At 68.7% G+C, this 22,462-nt stretch carries 20 protein-coding genes; 14 read left to right on the top strand and 6 right to left on the bottom strand.

Annotated features, from left to right (window positions below; translation table 11 throughout):
- The first annotated feature begins 239 nt into the window (after nucleotides 1-239).
- The 3 genes from groES (at nucleotide 240) to pepF (ending at nucleotide 4,387) form a co-directional block, all read left to right on the top strand.
- Complete coding sequence (gene groES / locus EO081_RS08830; RefSeq protein WP_093003109.1) at nucleotides 240-527, top strand: co-chaperone GroES; 288 nt, start codon at nucleotides 240-242, stop codon at nucleotides 525-527.
- A 107-nt stretch (nucleotides 528-634) separates the two neighbouring features.
- On the top strand, nucleotides 635-2,275 hold the full coding sequence (groL, locus tag EO081_RS08825; RefSeq protein ID WP_129341603.1) for a chaperonin GroEL: 1,641 nt from the start codon (nucleotides 635-637) through the stop codon (nucleotides 2,273-2,275).
- A gap of 237 nt (nucleotides 2,276-2,512) precedes the next feature.
- Nucleotides 2,513-4,387, top strand: coding sequence for an oligoendopeptidase F (gene pepF, locus EO081_RS08820; RefSeq protein WP_129341602.1), 1,875 nt, complete (start codon nucleotides 2,513-2,515; stop codon nucleotides 4,385-4,387).
- A 314-nt stretch (nucleotides 4,388-4,701) separates the two neighbouring features.
- Here the strand turns inward: pepF and EO081_RS08815 are convergent, their stop codons facing one another.
- The 4 genes from EO081_RS08815 to EO081_RS08805 form a co-directional block, all read right to left on the bottom strand.
- Nucleotides 4,702-5,814: a lactonase family protein gene (locus EO081_RS08815; protein WP_129341601.1), complete on the bottom strand. Its 1,113-nt coding sequence runs from the start codon at nucleotides 5,812-5,814 to the stop codon at nucleotides 4,702-4,704.
- 89 nt (nucleotides 5,815-5,903) lie between these two features.
- Entirely contained in the window at nucleotides 5,904-6,044 is a 141-nt protein-coding gene (locus EO081_RS16835) for a hypothetical protein (protein WP_165284575.1), read from the bottom strand.
- A gap of 3 nt (nucleotides 6,045-6,047) precedes the next feature.
- Complete coding sequence (locus EO081_RS08810; RefSeq protein ID WP_129341600.1) at nucleotides 6,048-6,878, bottom strand: SPFH domain-containing protein; 831 nt, start codon at nucleotides 6,876-6,878, stop codon at nucleotides 6,048-6,050.
- Nucleotides 6,879-7,167: 289 nt separating this feature from the next.
- Nucleotides 7,168-9,324, bottom strand: coding sequence for an AsmA family protein (locus tag EO081_RS08805; RefSeq protein WP_129341599.1), 2,157 nt, complete (start codon nucleotides 9,322-9,324; stop codon nucleotides 7,168-7,170).
- A 222-nt stretch (nucleotides 9,325-9,546) separates the two neighbouring features.
- Between EO081_RS08805 and rpmI the strand changes: the two genes are divergently transcribed.
- The 7 genes from rpmI to EO081_RS08770 all read left to right on the top strand — a co-directional run bounded on the left by rpmI (nucleotide 9,547) and on the right by EO081_RS08770 (nucleotide 16,345).
- On the top strand, nucleotides 9,547-9,750 hold the full coding sequence (gene rpmI, locus EO081_RS08800) for a 50S ribosomal protein L35 (RefSeq protein ID WP_125961808.1): 204 nt from the start codon (nucleotides 9,547-9,549) through the stop codon (nucleotides 9,748-9,750).
- 14 nt (nucleotides 9,751-9,764) lie between these two features.
- The gene (gene rplT / locus EO081_RS08795; protein ID WP_125961809.1) at nucleotides 9,765-10,130 is read left to right on the top strand and encodes a 50S ribosomal protein L20; all 366 of its coding nucleotides are present in this window, start codon (nucleotides 9,765-9,767) and stop codon (nucleotides 10,128-10,130) included.
- A gap of 106 nt (nucleotides 10,131-10,236) precedes the next feature.
- Nucleotides 10,237-10,857 (top strand): LysE family translocator, encoded by a 621-nt coding sequence (locus EO081_RS08790; RefSeq protein WP_129341598.1) that lies wholly within the window; start codon nucleotides 10,237-10,239, stop codon nucleotides 10,855-10,857.
- A gap of 72 nt (nucleotides 10,858-10,929) precedes the next feature.
- Nucleotides 10,930-12,006 (top strand): phenylalanine--tRNA ligase subunit alpha, encoded by a 1,077-nt coding sequence (pheS, locus tag EO081_RS08785; RefSeq protein ID WP_129341597.1) that lies wholly within the window; start codon nucleotides 10,930-10,932, stop codon nucleotides 12,004-12,006.
- A complete protein-coding gene (pheT, locus tag EO081_RS08780) occupies nucleotides 12,003-14,381 on the top strand; it encodes a phenylalanine--tRNA ligase subunit beta (protein ID WP_129341596.1) in 2,379 nt (792 codons plus the stop codon). Before pheS ends, pheT begins: the two co-directional genes overlap by 4 nt.
- A complete protein-coding gene (locus EO081_RS08775) occupies nucleotides 14,374-15,246 on the top strand; it encodes an aldose 1-epimerase family protein (RefSeq protein ID WP_129341595.1) in 873 nt (290 codons plus the stop codon). The genes pheT and EO081_RS08775 overlap by 8 nt, the downstream gene beginning before the upstream one ends.
- A 97-nt stretch (nucleotides 15,247-15,343) precedes the next feature.
- Complete coding sequence (locus EO081_RS08770) at nucleotides 15,344-16,345, top strand: glycoside hydrolase family protein (RefSeq protein WP_311721258.1); 1,002 nt, start codon at nucleotides 15,344-15,346, stop codon at nucleotides 16,343-16,345.
- A 3-nt stretch (nucleotides 16,346-16,348) separates the two neighbouring features.
- On the opposite strand, the gene EO081_RS08765 is transcribed toward EO081_RS08770, so the two are convergent.
- Both EO081_RS08765 and EO081_RS17190 read right to left on the bottom strand, forming a co-directional pair.
- Nucleotides 16,349-16,588, bottom strand: coding sequence for a hypothetical protein (locus tag EO081_RS08765; protein WP_129341593.1), 240 nt, complete (start codon nucleotides 16,586-16,588; stop codon nucleotides 16,349-16,351).
- Between the two features lie 8 nt (nucleotides 16,589-16,596).
- Nucleotides 16,597-17,178, bottom strand: a complete 582-nt coding sequence (locus EO081_RS17190) for a lysozyme inhibitor LprI family protein (protein WP_165284573.1) — start codon at nucleotides 17,176-17,178, stop codon at nucleotides 16,597-16,599.
- A gap of 193 nt (nucleotides 17,179-17,371) precedes the next feature.
- On the opposite strand from EO081_RS17190, the gene EO081_RS08750 reads away from it, so the two are divergent.
- The 4 genes from EO081_RS08750 (at nucleotide 17,372) to EO081_RS08735 (ending at nucleotide 22,410) form a co-directional block, all read left to right on the top strand.
- On the top strand, nucleotides 17,372-18,658 hold the full coding sequence (locus EO081_RS08750) for a thiamine pyrophosphate-dependent enzyme (RefSeq protein WP_129341590.1): 1,287 nt from the start codon (nucleotides 17,372-17,374) through the stop codon (nucleotides 18,656-18,658).
- A 50-nt stretch (nucleotides 18,659-18,708) separates the two neighbouring features.
- Nucleotides 18,709-19,713 (top strand): alpha-ketoacid dehydrogenase subunit beta, encoded by a 1,005-nt coding sequence (locus EO081_RS08745; RefSeq protein WP_129342427.1) that lies wholly within the window; start codon nucleotides 18,709-18,711, stop codon nucleotides 19,711-19,713.
- Nucleotides 19,713-21,107, top strand: coding sequence for a dihydrolipoamide acetyltransferase family protein (locus tag EO081_RS08740; RefSeq protein WP_129341589.1), 1,395 nt, complete (start codon nucleotides 19,713-19,715; stop codon nucleotides 21,105-21,107). Before EO081_RS08745 ends, EO081_RS08740 begins: the two co-directional genes overlap by 1 nt.
- Before the next feature lie 64 nt (nucleotides 21,108-21,171).
- Nucleotides 21,172-22,410, top strand: coding sequence for a class I SAM-dependent methyltransferase (locus EO081_RS08735; protein WP_129341588.1), 1,239 nt, complete (start codon nucleotides 21,172-21,174; stop codon nucleotides 22,408-22,410).
- Nucleotides 22,411-22,462 lie beyond the last annotated feature (52 nt).

Raw genomic sequence — 22,462 nt, 5'->3', positions numbered from 1 at the left:
GGCCTCTGCGGTGCTAGAGCAGCGCCAAAGGCGAGTAAACCGCGCGTCCCGAACCGCTTGCGCCGCGCCTGGGCGCCAGGGCGGCGCGCCCCCGCGCGATTCCGGCACGCCCTGCCCGCCCCTGCATTTTTTCCGCCCGCCGACCCGTTGACGATGGCCGGGGCCGATCGCATATGCCGGCTGCTGGCACTCGCTGGGGGTGAGTGCCAAGAACTTATTTGCAGGAAAGGAAAGCGCGCATGAACTTTCGTCCGCTGCACGATCGCGTGCTCGTTCGCCGCGTCGAGGCCGAGGAAAAGACCGCCGGCGGGATCATCATCCCGGACACCGCCAAGGAAAAGCCGCAGGAAGGCGAAGTCGTCGCCGCCGGCACCGGCACCAAGGCCGAGGACGGCAAGGTCACTCCGCTCGACGTCAAGGCCGGCGACCGCATCCTGTTCGGCAAGTGGTCGGGCACCGAGGTCAAGGTGAATGGCGAAGACCTGCTCATCATGAAGGAATCCGACATCCTGGGGATCGTCGGCTGATTTCCTGACCCGGTTCGGCGCTCCGGCGAAGGCAGGAGCTCAGAACCACCCATCCAGATCCTGCGCTCCGGTGTTTCGCCGGAGCACCAGCAAGAGGAACCGCCAACATGGCAGCCAAGGAAGTAAAGTTTTCGCGCGACGCGCGTGAGCGCATCCTCAAGGGCGTCGACATCCTGGCCGACGCGGTCAAGGTGACGCTCGGCCCCAAGGGCCGCAACGTCGTGATCGACAAGTCCTTCGGCGCACCGCGCATCACCAAGGACGGTGTCTCGGTCGCCAAGGAAATCGAGCTCAAGGACAAGTTCGAGAACATGGGCGCCCAGATGGTGCGCGAAGTGGCCTCGAAGACCAACGACGTCGCCGGTGACGGCACCACCACCGCGACCGTCCTCGCCCAGGCGATCGTTCGCGAAGGCATGCGCTCGGTCGCAGCCGGCATGAACCCGATGGACCTGAAGCGCGGCATCGATCTCGCCGTCGGCAAGGTCGTCGAGGACGTGAAGGCGCGCTCCAAGCCCGTCGCGGGCACCCAGGAAGTCGCCCAGGTCGGCATCATCTCCGCCAACGGCGACCGCGAAGTCGGCGAAAAGATCGCGGAAGCGATGGAGAAGGTCGGCAAGGAAGGCGTGATCACCGTCGAAGAGGCGAAGGGTCTCGAGTTCGAGCTCGACGTCGTCGAGGGCATGCAGTTCGACCGCGGCTATCTGTCGCCGTACTTCATCACCAACCCGGAAAAGATGACGGTCGAGCTCAACGACCCGTACATCCTGATCCACGAGAAGAAGCTCTCGAACCTGCAGGCGATGCTCCCGATCCTGGAAGCCGTCGTCCAGTCGGGTCGTCCGCTCCTGATCATCGCAGAGGACATCGAGGGCGAGGCTCTGGCCACGCTCGTGGTGAACAAGCTGCGCGGCGGCCTGAAGGTCGCAGCGGTCAAGGCGCCGGGCTTCGGCGATCGCCGCAAGGCGATGCTCGAGGACATCGCGATCCTGACCAAGGGCGAAGTCATCTCGGAAGACCTGGGCATCAAGCTCGAGTCCGTGACCCTGGGCATGCTCGGCACCGCCAAGCGCGTCACCATCGACAAGGACAACACCACCATCGTCGATGGTGCGGGTGAAGCCGACGCGATCAAGGGCCGCACCGACGCGATCCGCCAGCAGATCGAAGTCACCACCAGCGACTATGACCGTGAGAAGCTCCAGGAGCGTCTCGCCAAGCTCGCAGGCGGCGTGGCCGTGATCAAGGTCGGCGGTGCGACCGAGGTCGAGGTGAAGGAGCGCAAGGACCGCGTCGACGACGCGCTGCACGCGACCCGCGCAGCCGTCGAAGAGGGCATCGTCCCGGGCGGCGGTACGGCTCTCCTCTACGCGACCAAGGCGCTCGAAGGCGTCACCGGTGCGAACGAGGACCAGACCCGCGGCATCGACATCGTCCGCCGCTCGCTGACCGCCCTGGTTCGCCAGATCGCGCAGAACGCCGGCCACGACGGTGCGGTCGTCTCGGGCAAGCTGCTCGACCAGAACGACACCTCGTTCGGCTTCAACGCGTCGACCGACACCTATGAGAACCTGGTTGCGGCCGGCGTGATCGACCCGACCAAGGTCGTGCGCACCGCGCTCCAGAACGCGGCGTCGGTCGCGGGCCTGCTCATCACCACGGAAGCAACCGTGGCCGAGCTGCCCGAGGACAAGCCCGCGATGCCGGCCGGCATGCCCGGCGGCGGCATGGGCGGCATGGACTTCTGATCCGATTGCGGCCCGGGCCAGCATGCGCTGGCCCGGGACTCGCACCGGATCGGCCGGCGGACTTCGGCCCGCCGAAGTCCGTCCGACGTCCGCACCGGCTTTGCCGGTGCCGTCCCAAGGAAACGGGCCGGAGGGGAAACCTTCCGGCCCTTTTCTTTTCCCCCTCTTTCCTTCCACCCCGCGAATCCCGATGATCGGCACAGGCGCCGTCCGGCGCATCCATCCACGGGAACCCGCATGATCGATCTCACCCGCCGCGAAGCCCTCGCCACCTCTGCGCTTGCAGGATTCGCCGCCGCCACTCCTGCCTGGGCCCAGCAGCCCGCCGCCCCCGCGCCCGGCGCCACTACCGCCGCCTGGGACCTGACTGAGCTCTACCCGACCGATGCAGCCTGGGACGCCGCCCGCGTGAAGGCGCTCGCCGATGCCAAGGCGCTCGCCCAGTGGAAGGGGCGGCTCGGCGAAAGCGCCGACGTGCTCGCCCAGGCGCTCTCCGCCCAGTCCGATGTCGGCCGCACCGTGTCGCGCATCTACACCTACATCAGCCTCAAGGCCGACGAGGACGTGCGCGTTGCCGCCAACCAGGAACGCCGCGCCCAGGCGACCGACCTGTGGGTGGCACTCGGCGAGGCGACCGCCTGGACCAGCCCCGAACTGATCGCGCTCGGCCGCCCCAAGATCGAGGCGTTCACCGCCCAGAATGCGACGCTGCGCACCCGCTTCGGCATGGTGCTCAAGAACGTGCTGCGTCAGGCCGAGCACACGCTCAGCCCCGAGGGCGAGGCGCTGCTCGCCAGCGCCGGCGCCGCGTTGTCGGGTCCGGGCGACACCGCCGAGCAGCTGCGCTCCTCCGACATGCCGCGCCCGACCGTCCAGCTGTCGACCGGCAAGTCGGTGCGGCTCGACGACCAGGGCTATTCGCTCAACCGCGATGCGCCCAACCGCGCCGATCGCAAGCAGGTGTTCGACGCCTTCTGGAAGAGCTACGACGCCTTCGAAAGCTCGCTGGGCGCCGCGTACGTCGCCAAGATCAAGGGCGACATCTTTAATGCCCGCGCCCGCAAATACCCGAGCTCGCTGGCCGCAGCGGTATCGGGTGGCAACATCCCCGAGGGCGTCTACCGGACGCTTGTGCAGGAGACCAACGCCGGCCTGCCGCAGCTCCACCGCTATTTCGAGCTGCGCCGCCGGATGCTCAAGCTGCCGGACATGGCGTACTACGACATCTATCCGCCGCTGGTGTCGCTCGACCGCCGCTTCACCCTGTCGGAGATGCGCACGCTGACGCTGGAGGCGACCAAGCCGCTCGGCCCCGAATACGCCAAGCTGATCGCCGAAGGCACCGCAGCCCGCTGGATGGATCCCTTCCCGCGGACCGGCAAGCGCTCGGGCGCGTACATGAACCCGGGCGCATACGACGTGCACCCGTATCTGCTCCTCAACCTCGGCGAGAATTACGAGGGGCTGTCGACCTATGCGCACGAATGGGGCCATGCGATCCACTCGCTGCTCTCCAACCGCGCCCAGCCCTATGACATGGCCGACTATCCGATCTTTCTGGCGGAGATCGCCTCGACCGCGAACGAGGCGCTGCTGGTCGACTATATGCTCAAGCGCGCCAAGACCCGCGAGGAGAAGCTCTTCTACCTCGGCCAACGCATGGAGAGCATCCGCGGCACCTTCTTCCGCCAGGCGATGTTCGCCGAGTTCGAGCTGGAGGCACACGAGCTGGCCGAAAAGGGCGAGGGCGTCTCAGGCGCGCGCTTCACCGCGCTCTACCTCGACCTGCTCAAGCGCTATCACGGCCCCAAGGTCGCGATCGACCCGGCCTATGCGATTGAGTGGGCGTACATCCCCCATTTCTATTCCAACTTCTACGTCTATCAGTACGCCACCTCGATCACCGCGGCCGAGTATTTCGCCCGCTCGGTGCTCACCGGCGGCACGGCGGAGCGCGACCGCTATCTGACGGTGCTGAAGGCGGGCGGTTCGGACTATCCGATCGACATCCTCAAGCGCGCCGGCCTCGATATGACGAGCCCGGCGCCCTATCGCCAGCTGGTCCAGAGCTTCAAGGAAACGCTCGACCAGGCCGAGGCCCTGCTGGGCTGAGGCTGGGAGGGGAGGCGGCGACGCCTCCCCCATCCGCGGCGCGGTCGCACCAGATCGCGGTGGCGCCGCGCGCCCATGCGTCTCCCGCATCTGAGCCCCGGCGTTCGCCGGCACCCTCGTCCCAACCCTTCCCGTGCTCCTGCGCAGGCAGGAGCCCAGGGTCTCAGGCGCCAACCGCCGTCGCTCTGCTGGGCCCTGCATCCCTGCCTGCGCAGGGATACGACAGTGTTCGGGGGTGGCTGCGTGCTTCGCGAAGGTCAGGCGTGCACCGGGAACAACTGCGCTCCGGCTCCAGGCTTCGGCGGGATTGTCCCTCAGACCGTCAAATAGGCAACGCCCGGCACCGGAACGCCGTGTGACGTCGCCGCCCGCAACATCCCGTCGCTCCCGATCCGCAGGCTCGCCACCGTGCCGGATCGCTGGTTCGCCACCAGCATCTCTCCACGCTCCTCCAGCAGCAGGAACATCCGCGGCCAGTTGCCGCCGCACGCAACATGCTGGAGCAGCGTCAGCCCGCCGTCCGTGCCGACCGCGAACACCGCGATGCTGTTGTGCCCGCGGTTGGAGACATAGAGCCGGTCGCCCTTGCGGTTGAGCGCGATATGTCCCGCCGCCGAAGACCCGGCGAACCCCGCCGGCAGCGTCGAGACGACGCCCCGCCGACGAAAGCTCCCGTCCCCCTCCGCACCGAGGATCGTCACCGTGTTGGCGAGTTCCGCCACCAGATACGCGACCGGCAGCCGCGGATGCCGTGCGAGGTGGCGGGGTCCCGATCCCGGTTCGGCACGATAGGCGACCGTCGTCCTCGCCAGCGCGCCGGATTGCGGGTCGAGGTGGTGGGCAAAGACCGCGTCGGCGCCCAGGTCGACCGCGTGCAGCAGGGGCTGCCCCGGCACAAAGCCGACCCAATGCGCATGTGCGCCGGCCTGCCGCTCCCGGTCCGGGCCGCTGCCCCCATGAACGATCCGCGCCGCCTCGTCGATCGGCAGCCCGGTCGTCGGGTCGAGCTTCCAGAGGGCCACGCTCCCGCTCGAATAATTCGCCACGGCCAGCGCACGACCGTCCGGGCTCAGCGCGACATGGCAGGGATCGGCGCCCAGCGTCGACACCCGCGCCATGCGCCGGAAGTCGCGCCCATAGATGCCGAGCGCCCCCTCGGCCTGCTCATCCACCAGATAGCGCACGCCCGTGCCGCCGCTTTGCACGCCGAAGGAGGCGTTCGCGATCTCCGGCAGCGCCCGGCCTGCGCTCCAGCCGCCGCCCGGCGCCGCCTCCAGCGGCACGAACCCGGCGCCGCCCTCCTGCACATAGGTGCCGGCAAGCACCCTGCGGCTTTCCTGCGCCAGAAGCCGGGTCGGAAACGCCGCAGCAGCGGCAGCGGCGGCGACCAGCGTCCGTCGCGACAGGGAAAGCGGGGAAGCAGCCATGCCAGCTTGATGGCGCAGGATCGTGCGCGAGGTCAAAGGCTCTGCACCGCGTCGACCGGCGATCGCCTCCGCTGGCGCCTCTTGCCGGCTTAGCGGGCGCCCGCCTCGGCCGCCTGCTCCCGTGCGGCGATGTTCCTGCCGATGCCGTACCCCGACGCGAACAGGAACGCGACCAGCCCGACGATCAGGAAACCCAGCAGCACAGCCTGCGCCGGTTGCAGCCTTTTCATGAACTATCCTCCCGCTTCGAGGCCATCGCGTCTGCGACCGGTGCTGCCGACTGGGCCGAACCCACCCGGCGCAATGGCGCCCTCGCCCAGGATGATGGTCGTCGATCCCTTGGTTGCCTCGATCGCCTGCAGCAGCCGCAGATTGGCAAGCGCCGGATTGTCGCTGACGAGCCGGGCGGCATTGGCGAGCACGCGAAGCGCAGCCTGCTCGCCGCGTGCGCGCTCGAGCGCACCCTGCGCCTCCATCTTCGCACGCTCCACGTCGGTGAACATCTTGCGCGTCTCGGGCGGCAGGTTCACCGCCGTCAGCAGCAGCCGGGAGACGGTCGCTCCAGGTACCGCGCCCTCGATGCGGGCGAGGACATCCGCCGTCAACACGCCGGGGGATGCCAGAATTTCCGCCAACGTCCGTTCGCCCGCAGCCTCCAGCGTCGCCGCCGCCACCGACGGGTACAGCGCAGCGTGAACGCCGCTACCCCCCACGAAATGAGCGAACGACGGGGTATCGAGGCTTTGCTGCGTTTCGAAATAGGCACGAGCATCCGTCACCGCCATCACCGGCGCCAGGCTCAGGCGGAACGAGAACTGATCCTTGGAGAGAATCGTCACCTCCGGAAGCGAGACCGGCCGTTCCGCCACCAGGACCTGAACGATCCTGGTCCGCTTCAGCGGATCGAAGCGGATGTGCCGCCCGGGCAGCAGTTCCCGCTGGAACCGGCCGTCCCGATAGAGCAGCCCCACCATCGGGGGGTAGATGATGGTCGCCTCAAGGGACGCCCACAGGACAAGCCCCGCAATCGCAATGACGAGGACGACCAGAAGAAGCGGAGTCATCAACCACTCACTTTCCGGCACCACGGCGACGCGGCGGGAGCCCGAAGCTCGCAAAGCCGCGACACGGTTGCCGATGGGCTGGCGCCGGAAAGCTTGAGTTGGAGCGCTTCACAGGCACTTGCTACCACAGCGAGGACATTTCTCATCTGTGCTGTCCGCACCTTTCAGTGTCGCGTTCGAGAAATGCCCAATGGGGAGTCGAACCCCACAAATCGATGTGTGGGGGCAGTGCAGTCCAGCTGTCAACCAAGCTCGGGAAGAACTTGGTCCACGCCGGTGGATCAAAGGTTCAGAAGATCCCCAGGAACTTCTTGCGCTGGGTCTTCTTCTCCTCGCGCGAACCCTTGCCGTCCTCGTCCTTCGACGTGGTACCCGCCCCGACATCGTCGCGCGGCTTGCCCTTGGTGGTGCGCTGCGCCTTGGCGGTGGCGCCGGCGAGGATCGGCCCGCATGCTGCCGACTTGGCATCGCCCACGTCGACGAACGCCAGCAGCCCGCCGATCGGGGTCGCCACTGCCGCCAGCCCCAAGCCGATGCCGGCGCGGCCGACCAGTTCCGGGCTGATCACGTCGAAGCCCGGCTCCGCGAAATAGCCGTTGATCCCGACCGGCGACTGGCCCGCGAACAGCGAGAACTTCTTAGAGTCCGCGCGGAACGCCAGGTCGATCGCCTCGGTCTTGAAGCTGAAGCCGCCGCGACCCAGCATCACGTTCTTCTGCGTGTCGATCAGGATCGGGTCGGCCGCCGCTACGCCGTTGCGCACGGTGAAGCCGATCAGCCCGCAGTTGATCTGCACCGGCTCCTTCAGCTTGTCCTCGAACATCTTCTGCACGAAGGTGCCGACGTCGATCTCGGACAGCTGGATGTTGCGCGTCCAGAACGTGCCCTTGGGCATGATGAAGGCGATGCGCCCGTTGGAGCTCGCCAGCGAATCATGCACGCTGTTGCCGCTGCCGGTCATCTTCACGCGCGCGGAAATGGTGCCGCTGGTACCTGCCTCCGCCACGCCGAAGCCCGCGAGCAGCTTGCCCATCGGCGTCGGCGTCAGCCGGATGTCATAGTCGGTGAAGACCGGCGCCCGGCGCGCATTGATGCTGATGTCCGACAGCACCGTGCCCCGCGCCATGGTGAAGTTGAGCGGCGAGAGTTTCAGCAGCCGGTCTTCGAGCGACAGCCCGAGCTTGATGTTGGAGATCGGCACATTCTCCGACCGCACCTGCCGCACCGTCCAGTTGACCTTCGCGTCGAAGTTCTTGAGCGCCTCGACGTTGAGCGGCGTGTCCGGCAACAGCCGCGGCGTGCCGCCCACGCGCGTCACCGTGCCGGATTTGCCCTGCTTGTCCAGCCGGTCGGGATTGTAGCCGATGAACGGCGCGACATCGATCATGTCGAGCCGGCGGGTGGCGAGATCGGCGGTCAGGTACATGCGCGGCTCGCGCTGGAACACGCTGAACGCGCCGCTCAGATCGCTCTCGCCAAAGGTGCCGCGCAGCCCTGTGAAGCGCCACTCCTCGCCCCGCTTGGTCAGCGCGGAGGCGAGATGGTAGCGGCGCGTGTCGGGCACGGTCAGCCCGAACACCTCGAACAGGTTCGCCAGGTTGCGCCCGCGCAGGTCGACCTTCAGGTCCGATCCCTCGATCACCGTTGGCTCCGGCAGCGTTCCCGTCACGGTGCCCACCGCATCCACCGCCCGCACTGTCAGAGCGAGCTGGGTGCGCCCACCCGCCAGCGCCGCGTTCGGCGACAGCAGCGCGCCGGTCAGCGTGAACGGAATGCCGCGCGCGCGCCCGTCGCCGTCGAACCGCACGGCGTTGGCGACCTTGCTGTCGCGCGCCTCCACGGTGCGGAAGCGGACGTTGGCGAGGATCCGCATCGACGGGTCGCTGTAGCGCAGCCCCGAATTGCTCACCGCCGCCTGGCGGATCACCGGCATGTCGAACGGCTCGCCCTTGGCGTTGGGGTCGCCGAAGGTCCAGGTGTTGCGGCGGTGGTCGGCGTCCCAGGCCAGGTCGACGCGCGCGCCGTCCAGCCCCAGCCAGTTGATCCGCCGCTTGCCGAACAGGAAGGTGAAGGTCGCGATCTGGCTGTCGAACTTCCTCGCCTCCAGGAAATTGCCGCCGCCCGCCCAGGCCGGGTTGGAGACCGTCAGCCCCTCGGCCAGGAACTTCAGGTTGATCGGGTTGAAATAGAATTGGAAATCGCCCGCGACCCGCACCTGCCGCTCGGCCGAGCTCGACGCGATCTTCTCGAACGTGGGCTTCAGGAACCGGCCCTTGGTGATGAACAGGATCGCCCACACCAGGAACAGCGCGACGAAGATGCCCAGCACCACCCGCAGCAGGATCGTCAGCCAGCGCGGCCGTCCACGTCGCGGCGGCGCCGCCGGGGGTGCGGCAGGCGGCGGCGGCACATCGTCCGCGACAGGGGGCACTTCGCGATCAGCCATGACGGCAAAAACTCGCCGGAAGCGAAACGAGTTCCGCACGCGCCATCCGTGCTCCTGCGCAGGAGAAGCACGCTTCCGCGCCACCACCCGCGGTTGCGTCCGCACCGCCATTGCGCTAAGCGCGCCGTCTTTCCACGACTCTTCGAGCCCGTCTCGAGGGATCGCCCGGCCAAAAGGGCTGCCGCGGCGATCTTCTGGGTCGTGTCACACAAGGAGACCAAAATGCCCAAGCTCAAGACCAAGAGCGGCGTGAAGAAGCGCTTCAAGTTCACCGCTACCGGCAAGGTGAAGCACGGTGTGGCCGGCAAGCGCCACCGCCTGATCAGCCACAACGCCAAGTACATCCGCCAGAACCGCGGCACCTCGGTGCTCGCCGACGCCGACGTCGCACACGTCAAGGCGTGGGCGCCCTACGGTCTGCGCTAAGGAGGTACTGACACATGGCACGCATCAAGCGCGGCACCACGACCCGCACCAAGCACAAGCGTATTCTGGATCAGGCGAAGGGCTATTACGGCCGTCGCAAGAACACGATCCGCATCGCACGTCAGGCCGTCGAAAAGGCCGGCCAGTACGCCTATCGCGACCGCAAGGTTAAGAAGCGGACCTTCCGCGGCCTCTGGATCCAGCGCATCAACGCAGGCGTCCGGGCCGAGGGCCTGACCTACTCGCAGTTCATGCACGGCCTGAAGCTCGCCGGCATCCAGCTGGACCGTAAGGTCCTGGCGGATATCGCGATGCACGAAGGTGAGGCATTTACCGCCATCGTCGCTCAGGCGAAGGCGGCGCTGCCCCAGGCCGCCTAAGCGACCTGCAGCGTCAAGCGAACATGGGGCGTCGGTGGCAACACCGGCGCCCTTTTCGTTTTCGCCCTTGGCCACCCGGGTGGCGGGGGCAAATGAGGAGGCACGAATGGCGATGCACCTCTGGTGGCTCTACGTCACCGCCGTGTTCCTGATCGCGGGCACCCCCGGCCCGAACATGCTGCACGTCATGGTGCAGAGCATCCACCACGGCCCGCGCCGCGCGGTCTTCTCCATGGCGGGGCTTATGAGCGCCAACCTGCTGTGCCTGCTCGCCTCGGCAATGGGACTTGGTGCGCTGCTCCAGGCGTCGCCCCGGCTCTACGGTGCGTTGCGCTTCGCCGGTGCCGCCTATCTGATCTGGCTCGGGATCAAGGCGTGGCGGGCCCCGGTCTCGGATGCTCCCAGGGCAGAGGGCTTCACCCGCAGCCGTCCCGGCGCGCTCTATGCGGCGGGCCTCGGCACCGGCCTCTCCAACCCGAAGCTGATCGTCTTCGCCGCCGCACTGTTCCCGCAGTTCCTCGACCCCAGCCGCCCCTTCTGGCTCCAGCTGGCGATCCTGGTCGCGACGTTCGTGGTGATCGAGGGCGGCTGGTACGCCGCCTATGCGCTGGGCGGCCGCTCGCTCGCCCGCTGGCTGGCACCGCCGCGCCGGCAGCGCCTGTTCAACCGCGCGACGGGGTCGCTGTTCATCGGCTTCGGCGGCCTTCTGCTCGCCGCGCGTGCGTGACGGACCCCGGAACGGCTTGACCTCAGCCGCCGACTAAGGTTCGGACCTCCCAATCTTGCGAACGGAATTCCAATGACCCCCGATCTCGAACAATTGCGAGCCGACCTCTTGGCGGCGATCGACGCGGCCGCCGGGCTCGACGCGCTCGACGCAGTGCGCGTCCACGCGCTCGGCAAGCAGGGCGCCGTCACCGGCCTCCTCAAGACGCTCGGTGGCATGACCCCCGAGCAGCGCCAAGTCGAAGGCCCGCGCATCCACGCGCTGCGCGAGTCGGTGACCGAGGCGATCGCGACGCGCAAGGCGGGGCTGGAGCAGGCCGCGCTCGACGCGCGGCTCGCTTCCGAGACGCTCGACATGACGCTTCCGGTCGACCGCACCGCGCCCGGCAGCGTCCACCCGGTCAGCCAGGTCATGGACGAGCTCGCCGAGATCTTCGCCGACCTCGGCTTCGCCGTCGCGACCGGCCCCGAGATCGAGGACGACTGGCACAATTTCACCGCGCTCAACATCCCGGAGACGCATCCGGCACGCGCGATGCATGATACGTTCTACCTCGCCGGCGAGCACGAGCGGCCGATGGTGCTGCGCACCCACACCAGCCCCGTGCAGATCCGCACGATGCTGTCGCAGAAGCCGCCGATCCGCATCATCGCGCCCGGCCGCGTCTATCGCTCGGACAGCGACGCCACCCACACGCCGATGTTCCACCAGATCGAAGGGCTGGTGATCGACAAGGGCATCACCCTTGCCCATCTCAAATGGACGCTGGAGACCTTCCTCAAGGCGTTCTTCGAGCGCGAGGACATCGTGCTGCGCCTGCGCCCCAGCTACTTCCCCTTCACCGAGCCTTCGGCGGAGGTCGACATCGGCTACACCATGCAGAAGGGCAAGCGCGTGGTCGGCGGGTCAGAAGGCTGGATGGAAGTGCTGGGCTCCGGCATGGTCCACCCCAAGGTGATCGCCGCCTGCGGCCTGGACCCCGACGAGTACCAGGGCTTCGCCTTCGGCACCGGCGTCGATCGGCTCGCGATGCTGAAATACGGCATGGATGATCTCCGCGCCTTCTTCGACGGCGACCTGCGCTGGCTCAAGCACTATGGCTTCTCGGCGCTTGACGTGCCCACGCTGTCGGGGGGAGTGGGCGCATGAAGTTCACCGTTTCTTGGCTGCGCGAGCACCTCGACACCGACGCTTCGCTCGACGCGATCCTCGACGGCCTAACCCGCATCGGGCTGGAGGTCGAAGGCGTCGAGAACCCGGCCGCGCGCCTCACCGGCTTCCGCGTCGCCCGCGTCCTCACCGCCGAGCGCCATCCCCAGGCCGACAAGCTCCAGGTGCTGTCGGTCGATGCCGGCGACGGCCCGCTCCAGGTCGTCTGCGGTGCCCCCAACGCGCGTGCTGGGCTGGTCGGCGTGTTCGGCATGCCCGGCGCGGTCGTCCCCGCCAACGGCATGGAGCTGCGCGTCGCGGCGATCCGCGGCGTCGAATCCAACGGCATGATGTGCTCGACACGTGAGTTGGAACTCGGCGAGGACCATGACGGCATCATCGAGCTGCCGGCCGACGCGCCGGTCGGCACCACCTTTGCCGACTATGCCGGCCTCGACGATCCCGTCATCGACGTGGCGATCACCCCCAACCGGCAGGACTGCATGGGTGTACGCGGCATCGCCCGCGACCTTGCCGCCGCTGGCTTGGGCACGCTGCGCCCGCTCGAGGCGGTGCTTGGCGATCTGCCTCAGATCACGCCGCAAGGCGCCGGCCCGGACGTCGCCACCCATGACCCGGAGGGCTGCCCCGCCTTCTTCGCCCAGACCGTCGCGGGCGTCACCAACGGCCCCTCGCCCGACTGGCTCCAGCGCCGCCTGACCGCGGTCGGCCAGAAGCCGATCTCGGCGCTGGTCGACATCACCAACTATGTGATGCTCGGCCTCGGCCGCCCGCTGCACGTCTATGATCGCGCCAAGCTCCAGGGCGGGCTGGTCGCTCGGCATGCGACCGCGGGCGAGCAGGTGCTGGCGCTCAACGGCAAGACCTACACCCTCGACGGCGGCGAGACCGTGATCGCCGATGATGCGGCCGTGCACGACATCGGCGGCATCATGGGCGGCGAGCATTCGGGCGTGTCGGAGACGACCACCGACGTGCTCATCGAATGCGCCTATTTCACGCCGGAGACGATCGCCCGCACCGGCCAGAAGCTCGCGCTCACCTCCGACGCGCGCCAGCGGTTCGAGCGCGGCGTCGATCCCGCCTTCCTCGACGAAGGGCTGGCGATCGCCACCCGCCTGGTGCTCGCCCTGTGCGGCGGCACCCCGAGCGAAGTCACCCGCGCCGGCGAGCCGCCGGCCGATCCGCGCCTCGTCGCCTACAATCCGAACCTCTCCGAGACGCTCGGCGGGCTCGCGGTCGCGCCCGAGCGGCAGCAGGAGATCCTCGAACGCCTCGGCTTCGTGGTCGACCTCGAATGGAACGTGGTAGTGCCGAGCTGGCGCCGCGACGTCGACGGCCCGGCCGACCTGGTCGAGGAAGTGATCCGCATCGAGGGCATCGACAAGGTCCCCTCGACGCCGCTGCCCCGCCCCGCCGGCGTCGCCCGCCCGACCGCCACGCCCGAGCAGAAGCTGGAGCGCCGCCTGCGCCGTTCGGCCGCTGCGCGCGGGCTCAACGAGGCGATCACCTGGAGTTTCATCGCCGAGGATGCCGCCGCAAGCTTCGGCGGCGGCGCCTGGACGCTCGCCAACCCGATCAGCGAGGACATGAAGGTCATGCGCCCCTCGCTGCTCCCCGGGCTGCTGTCGGCCGCGAACCGCAACCTCAAGCGCGGCGCCACCGGCGTGCGCCTGTTCGAGATCGGCCGCCGCTATCTGGCCGACGGCGAGCGCCTGACGCTGGGCGTCGTCCTCGCCGGCGAGCAGCGCAGCCGCGGCTGGCAAGCGGGCAAGGCTGCGCCCTTCGACGCGTTCGATGCCAAGGCCGAAGCCCTCGCGCTGCTGGAGGCCGCCGGTGCGCCGGTCGCCAACCTCCAGGTCATGGACGGCGCGGGCGATGCCTATCACCCCGGTCAGTCGGCGACGCTGCGGCTTGGGCCGAAGACGGTGCTCGCCGCCTTCGGCACGCTCCATCCGCGCCTCGCCAAGGCGTTCGACCTGTCGGGCTCCGTGGTCGCGGTCGAGCTGTTCCTCGACGCGCTTCCCGGCAAGCGCGGCACCGGCTTCATGCGCCCCGCCTATGCGCCGCCGGCGTTGCAGGCGGTGACGCGCGACTTCGCCTTCCTGGTACCCGCCACCGTCAGCGGCGACGCGCTGGTGCGGGCCGTGCGCGGTGCGGACAAGGCGGCGATCGTCGACGCGCGGCTGTTCGACGTCTTCACCGGCGCCGGGGTCGAGGAAGGCAGCAAGTCGCTGGCCGTCGAGGTCACGCTCCAGCCGGGCGAGAAGAGCTTCACCGACGCGGAGATCAAGGGCGTTGCCGACAAGGTCGTCGCCGCCGCCGCCAAGCTGGGAGCATCCCTGCGTGGCTGATCGGGTGGAGATCGGCAACGGCATCCTCCGGGCGGCGATCGATCCGCTCGGCGCCGAGCTCGTGTCGCTGCGCGATGCGCAGGGCCGCGAGCTGATGACCGATGCCGATCCCGCCTATTGGACCGGCCATGCGCCGATCCTGTTCCCGATCGTGGGCCGGCTGGCGGGCGACCGCTACCGGCTCGACGGCGGCGACTATGCGCTGCCCCAGCACGGCTTCGCCCGCCGACGCACCTTTACGCTGGCAGAGCAGGGCGCGGCGCACGTCCGCTTCCGGCTGGAGGACGATGCCGAGAGCCGCGAAGTCTACCCGCGCGCCTTTGCGCTCGACGTCACCCACGCGCTCGGAGGCTCGACCCTCACCACTACTGTCACGGTCACCAACCGCGACACCCGCGACCTGCCGGCGAGCATCGGCTTCCACCACGCCTTCGCCTGGCCGCTCCCTTACGGCCGCCCGCGCGAGGCGCATCGCATCACCTTCCCGGAGCATGAGCCCGCAACCCTCGCGTCGATCGAGGACGGCCTGATCGCGCCCGCCCCACGCCCGAGCCCGCTCCGGGACCGCGTGCTCCCCCTCTCCGACGCCCTCTTCACCGAGGACGCGCTCGTCTGGCAGCAGCTCGAAAGCCAGTCGCTGCGCTACGACGCCGGCGAGGGCCCGGCGCTGGAGATCGGCTTCCCCGACACCCCCATGCTCGGCATCTGGACCAAGCCCGGCGCGGCCTTCGTCTGCGTCGAGCCCTGGCACGGCATCGCCGACCCGGTCGGCTTTTCCGGCGACATCTGGGACAAGCCCGGCATGATGCGCGTCGCCCCCGGCGCCAGCCGCAGCGCCATCATGTCGGTGACGCTGCTGCCCTGACCGGGCGACGCTGGACAAACTGGCCCCTCTCCTATTTGTATGATCAAAAGATCATCGGGAGAGAGCCATGCGGACCATCTGGAAGCGCGCCGTCGCCATGGCGCTAGCCGCCCTTGCCGCAGCCGTGCCGGCGACCGCGCAGGTCGCACCCGGCGGCCCTGTCACGCCCTATGTCGATCCGGCCAAGGCCTATCTCTTCGCCCACATGACCAAGGAACGCTACGGCGTCCTCTATTACTCGGTCAGCCTCGACGGCTTCCACTGGACGCGCCTCAACGGCGGCAAGCCCGTCTCCGCCGACTACCACGGCCACGCCTCGATCGCCCAGGGCCCCGACGGGCGCTACTATCTGGTCGGCAACAACAGCGACGAGGACCCGCTGATCCGCTTCTGGGTCTCCGACGATCTCGTTCGTTGGGCGCCGTTCGGCACCTACCGTCCCGATCTCAAGGACATCCCGGGCCACCCGCACGCCATGCAGCGCATCGGCGCGCCTAAGCTCTATTTCGACACGCCCTCTCGCCAGTTCCTGCTCACCTGGCACACCCCAAACGAGGACGGCAATCGCGAGGATCCGGAACGCTATTGGGCGAGCCAGCGCACGCTCTACGTCCAGTCGCCGGACCTCAAGACCTTTGGCGCCAAGCCTCGCCGCCTGTTCAGCTGGGACATGGCGACCATCGACACCATCGTCCAGCCCGATCCCCGCGGCGGATACTGCGCGGTGATCAAGGACGAGCGCTACCCGTCGTACGAATGGACCACCGGCAAGACGATCCGCATCAGCTGCGCCGCGCAGCTGCTCGGCCCCTATCCGCTGCCCGGCGCGCCGCTCAGCCCCAATTTCCGCGAGGCGCCGACGCTGGTCCGCTCGCCCGGCGACAAGGACTGGCTGCTCTATTACGAGCAATATGCCGGGACCAGCTACGGCCTCTCGATGGCGCCGACGCTGCAGGGGCCGTGGTATCAGGTGTCGGGCAATAGCGGCGTTCCCGAATGGAACCGCTACGAAATGCCGGGCGGCACCCGCCACGGATCGATGCTGCCGATCAGCCGCCGGCAGTATGACGCCCTGCGCGCCGCCTTCCCCGAAGGCTGAGGGTCAGCGCGACTTGCGCCGTAGGATCACCGCGCCCGCCACCATCCCCAGCACCAGCAGCACGGGAACGTCGAACAGCCACAGCCGGTCGTCGCCGTTCATCTCCCAGGGCCACGCCGCCCGGCACCCGCTGGAGTTGGGTGCATAGCCGCACGCCGTGTTGCGGAGCGCGGCAGCGGCGAGGACCGCCAGGCCCGCGATCCCGGCGGCGAGCACGAACAGCAGGTTGGACAGCGCCCGCACCGCCGCGATCAGCCCGCCATCGGCTGCAGCGTGATCCGCCGCCGCACCGTCTCATGCACCAGGCACATGGGCACCTCGACCATGTCGATCGTCCCGCCGGTCCGCTGCGCCTCGCACTCGGCGTCGCGCCGCTTGATCCAGGCCCGCTCCTCGATCCGCAGCTTCGCCTGCTCGGCCGGCCCGCGCTTGTCCATGGCCGATTTATAGGCCGCGTTCAGCCGCGCGTCCTGCACCGCCAGCTCGTCGCGGACGCACGCGCCCATAGCCACCGACACGCCCTTGGCGGCATCGCCCGAGTTCAGGCACGCCTCCAGAGCGGGCGAAAGCTGCGCCTCAACGTCCGCCTGGGTGATGTCCAGTGCCGGTCGCTCCTGCGGCAACGCCACCGGGCTCGGCTGGGGCGAGGCGGTCGCCGGGGATGGGGTGGCAGTCGGCACCGGCACCGGCGCGACCGTCGCCGCCGCTTCGGGAGTCGGCTCCGACGCCGCATTGTCGGGCGCTGCCGTTCCCCCGTCGTTGCAGGCAGTGGCGAGCAGGATCAGCGCCAGGCCGAGGCCGCGCGTCGGAATGGAGTTGGAGAGCAAGGTCATGCCCTTTCATAGCTGTGCCTCCTGCCTGGGGCGAGGGCCGCACGTGCTGCCGTCGCCGTAAACCACCCGCCCACCGCGCCGCTGCACCGCAGCGACGATCCTGGCTTCCCCGAACCTTTGAAATTTTATAACACTCGCTTGAAACGAGTCTGCGCGGGGTTCCGGCCCCGGACGGCAGGCCTAGGAGAGACGAGTGAGCGAAGAGTCGCTGCGACCCAATCTGCCGCCCCTGGCGCTGCACGTGCCGGAGCCCCGCTTCCGCCCCGGCGATCCGGTCGATTTCGCAGAGGTCGTCATCCCCCCCGCCGATGCGGCCCGCCGCCCCGACACCAGCGCGCAGCCGGCCGAGTTCCACGAGCTCGCCTATACGCTGGTGCGCGTGCTGGACGAGGACAACCAGGCGGTCGGCGCCTGGAACCCGCGCCTCGCACCCGAAGTGCTGCGCCGGATGCTGCGCTCGATGGCCCGCACCCGCGCGTTCGACGAGCGCATGTTCCGCGCCCAGCGCCAGGGCAAGACCAGCTTCTACATGAAGTGCACGGGCGAGGAGGCGGTGGCCGTCGCCGCGACGCTGGCGCTCGACCGCGACGACATGTGCTTCCCCAGCTATCGCCAGCAGGGGATCCTCCTCACCCGCGACTATCCGCTGGTCGAGATGATGAACCAGATCTACTCGAACCGCGGCGATCCCCTCCACGGCAAGCAGCTGCCGATCATGTATTCGTCCAAGGACACCGGATTCTTCTCGATCTCCGGCAACCTCACCACGCAGTACCCGCAGGCGGTGGGCTGGGCGATGGCGTCGGCGGCCAAGGGCGACACCCGCATCGCCGCCGCCTGGTGCGGGGAAGGGTCGACCGCGGAGGGCGACTTCCACTCCGCCTGCACCTTTGCCGCCGTATATCGCGCGCCGGTGATCTTCAACGTCGTCAACAACCAGTGGGCGATCTCCAGCTTCTCCGGGTTCGCCGGGGCGGAGGCGACGACCTTTGCCGCCCGCGCAATCGGCTATGGCATCGCGGGGCTGCGCGTCGACGGCAACGACGCGCTCGCGGTCTATGCCGCCACCCGCTGGGCAGCCGAGCGCGCCCGCACCAACCAGGGGCCGACGCTGATCGAGCATTTCACCTATCGCGCCGAGGGGCACTCGACCTCCGACGACCCCTCGCAATATCGCTCCGCCGAGGAAGCGACCGCCTGGCCGCTGGGCGATCCGATCGCGCGGCTGAAGGCGCATCTGGTCGCGATCGGCGAATGGGACGACGAGCGCCACGCTGCGATGGACCGCGAAGTCGCGGAGGAAGTCCGCGCCGCACAAAAGGAGGCCGAAAAGAACGGCGTGCTCGGCCACGGCCTGCACCAGCCGCTCGACAGCCTGTTCGACGGCGTGTTCGAGGAGATGCCCTGGCACCTGCGCGAGCAGCAGGCGCAGATGCTGGCGGAAGAGGCCGCCTCCGGCCGCCCATGGGCCCGCAAGTGAGCGAGGAAGCAGCGATGGCGGGCACCTCCGCTCCGGGCGAGACCGCGCCCATGAACATGATCCAGGCGATCAACTCCGCGCTCGAAGTCATGATGGCGCGCGACCCGGACGTGATCGTGATGGGCGAGGACGTCGGCTATTTCGGCGGCGTGTTCCGCGCGACCGCCGGCCTGCAAAAGAAGTTCGGCAAGACCCGCGTGTTCGACACGCCGATCACCGAGACCGGCATCGTCGGCGTCGCGATCGGCATGGGCGCCTATGGCCTGCGCCCGGTGCCGGAAATCCAGTTCGCCGACTATATCTACCCCGCGCTCGACCAGCTGGTGTCGGAGGCGGCGCGGCTGCGCTATCGCTCCAACGGCGACTTCACCGCGCCGATCACGGTGCGCTCGCCGTTCGGCGGCGGCATCTTCGGCGGGCAGACGCACAGCCAGAGCCCCGAGGGCATCTTCACCCATGTCTCGGGCATCAAGACGGTGATCCCCTCCACCCCCTATGACGCCAAGGGGCTGCTGATCGCCGCGATCGAGGACAACGACCCCGTCCTCTTCTTCGAACCCAAGCGCATCTACAACGGCCCGTTCGACGGCCATTGGGACCGCCCTGCCAAGAGCTGGGCGGGGCATCCCGCCGCCACCGTCCCCACTGGCTACTACCGCGTGCCGCTCGGCAAGGCGGCGGTGGCGCGTGCGGGCGAGGCGCTCACCATCCTCGCCTATGGCACGATGGTCCATGTCTGCCAGTCGGTGGTCGAGGAGGCCGGAATCGATGCCGAGATCCTGGACCTGCGCACGCTCGTCCCCCTCGACATCGAGGCGATCGAGGCGTCGGTGAAGAAGACCGGCCGCTGCATGATCGTGCACGAGGCGACCCGCACCTCCGGCTTCGGCGCCGAGCTGTCGGCGCTGGTGCAGGAACGCTGCTTCTACCATCTCGAGGCGCCGATCGAACGCGTCACCGGCTTCGACACGCCGTATCCGCACAGCCTGGAATGGGCCTATTTCCCCGGCCCCGTCCGCATCGGCGAAGCGCTCAAGAAAGTGATGAGGACCTGATGGCACGCTTCAGCTTCCGCCTGCCCGACATCGGCGAAGGCATTTCCGAGGCGGAGATCGTCGCCTGGCACGTGAAGATCGGTGACCGCGTCGAGGAGGACGCACGCCTCGCCGACATGATGACCGACAAGGCGACCGTAGAGATGGAAAGCCCCGTCGCCGGGGTGGTGATCGAGCTCGCCGGCGAGCCCGGCGATTCGATCCCGATCGGCTCCACGCTGGTGGTGATCGAGACGGAGGAAGAGACCGAGAGCGACGCGGTGGTGGCGGAGAACCCCGGGGTGGAGGTTGCCGGCGATGCCGCGCCCGCGTGCCTCACCCCGCCGGAAGGGGAGGAAGCATCCTCCCCCCCTTCTTCTTCTGACCGTACCCCGGCGAAGGCCGGGGCCCAGATGGGGGACGCCGGCGAGGAGAACGCAGCGCGTATCACGACGACCCCCGATGCTGGGCCCCGGCCTTCGCCGGGGCACACGGGTTCGCCGGGATACGAAGAAGAAGCACCCGCTTCTGCTTCAAAGCACCCCATCCTCGCCTCCCCCGCCGTGCGCGCCCGTGCCCGTGACCTCGGCATCGACTTGGCGCAGGTCCGCACCGAGGGCGACCGCATCCGCCACGCCGACCTCGACGCCCACCTGCGCTACGGCCAGTCCCAGGGCTATCACGCCCCCCACGCCAGCCGCGCCCGCGACGACCAGCCCGTGAAGGTCATCGGCATGCGCCGCCGCATCGCCGACAACATGGCCGCTTCCAAGCGCCACATCCCCCACTTCACCTATGTGGAGGAGGTGGAGGTCACCGCGCTGGAGGCACTGCGCGCCGACCTCAACGCGAACCGCGGCGACCGGCCCAAGCTCACCCTGCTGCCGCTGTTCATCGCCGCGCTGTGCCGCACCCTGCCCGACTTCCCGATGCTCAACGCCCGCTATGATGACGAGGCGGGCGTGGTCACCCGCCACGGCCGCGTTCACCTTGGCATGGCGACGCAGACCGACGCCGGCCTCATGGTGCCGGTGATCCGCGACGCGCAGGACAAGAACGTCTGGCAGCTCGCGGCCGAAATCGTGCGCCTGGCCGAGGCGGCGCGCACCGGCAAGGCGCGCTCGGAAGAGCTGTCGGGCGGCACCATCACCGTCACCTCGCTCGGCCCCTTGGGCGGGGTCGCCACAACCCCCGTCATCAACCGCCCCGAAGTCGCGATCCTCGGCCCCAACCGCATCGTCGAGCGGCCGGTGTTTGTCGACGACGGCCGCGGCGGCGACGCGATCCGGCGCGCCAAGCTGATGAACGTGTCGATCTCGTGCGACCATCGGGTGGTCGACGGCTGGGACGCGGCGAGCTTCGTCCAGGCGCTCAAGCGGCTGCTGGAGACGCCGGTGCTGCTCTTCGCCGACTGAGCGGCGCACGGCTTATCGAACCAAACGGTAGCTTTTCCCGTCGAAGGCCATTAGCCTCCCCGGCATGGCGCTGATCGATATGTTCTTCGCGCGGGCCGTTCGGAAGGGCCAGCTGACCGTCCACAACGCCAACGGGAGCACCGGCCGCTTCGGCACGCCGGACCCCGGCTTCCCCGATGTCACGATCCGCTTCACCGATCGCAAGGTCCTCGCCGCGATCGTGCGGGACCCGAGCCTCGGGGCGGCGGAAGCCTTCATGGACGGCCGGCTGGTCATCGAGCAGGGTGACATCCGCGACCTGCTGGTGCTGTTCAAGAAGAACAACCTCTGGGAGGCCGGCGAGAGCAAGCTCAAGGCCCGCGGCATGCGCCTCGTCGCCAACGCCGTGCTCCACCGACTCGATCGCTACAACCAGGCCCGCCAGTCGAAGCGCAACGTCGCCCATCACTACGACCTGTCCGACCGGCTCTACGACCTCTTCCTGGACGTCGACCGCCAGTACAGCTGCGCCTATTTCGCCGATCCCGGCAACAGCCTGGAACAGGCGCAGGTCGACAAGAAGGCGCACATCGCCGCCAAGCTCGCGCTGCGCCCGGGCATGCGCGTGCTCGACATCGGCTGCGGCTGGGGGGGCATGGCGCTCTACCTCCACCGCAAGACCGGGGCCGAGGTGCTGGGCATCACCCTGTCGGAGGAGCAGCTCAAGGTCGCCCGCCGCCGGGCGCAGGAAGCCGGTGTCGCCGACAAGGTCCGCTTCGAGCTGATCGACTATCGCGCGGTCCGGGGCCAGTTCGACCGCATCGTCTCGGTCGGCATGTTCGAGCATGTCGGCCCGCCGCAATACCGCACCTTCTTCGCCAAGTGCCGCGAACTGCTCACCCCCGACGGCGTGATGCTGCTCCACACCATCGGCCGCGCCGGTGGGCCGGGGGTGACCGACCATTTCACCGCCAAGTACATCTTCCCCGGCGGCTATATCCCGGCGCTGTCGGAGATCGTCCGCGCGCACGAGGGGAACAAGATGTTCCTGACCGACGTGGAAGTGCTGCGCCGCCACTATGGCTTCACGCTCGCCCATTGGTACGACCGCGCGGTCGCCGCCCGCCAGGCGATCGTCGACCTCTACGACGAGCGCTTCTTCCGCATGTGGACCTTCTATCTCGCCGGCTCGCAGGTCAGCTTCGACTATGGGGGCATGGTCAACTACCAGCTCCAGTTCGCCCGCGCGCGCGACGCCCTGCCGCTGACCCGCGACTATATGCTCGAGGAGGAGCGGCGGCTGCACGAAGTGGCCGTCGGCTGATCCGACGACCACCCCGCGTCCGTTCGTGCGGAGCAGGGAGCGTGTCGGAGCC

Source organism: Sphingomonas desiccabilis, from assembly GCF_004135605.1.
Classification (GTDB): domain Bacteria; phylum Pseudomonadota; class Alphaproteobacteria; order Sphingomonadales; family Sphingomonadaceae; genus Sphingomonas; species Sphingomonas desiccabilis.
This window is presented reverse-complemented; position numbering and strand designations above follow the sequence as displayed.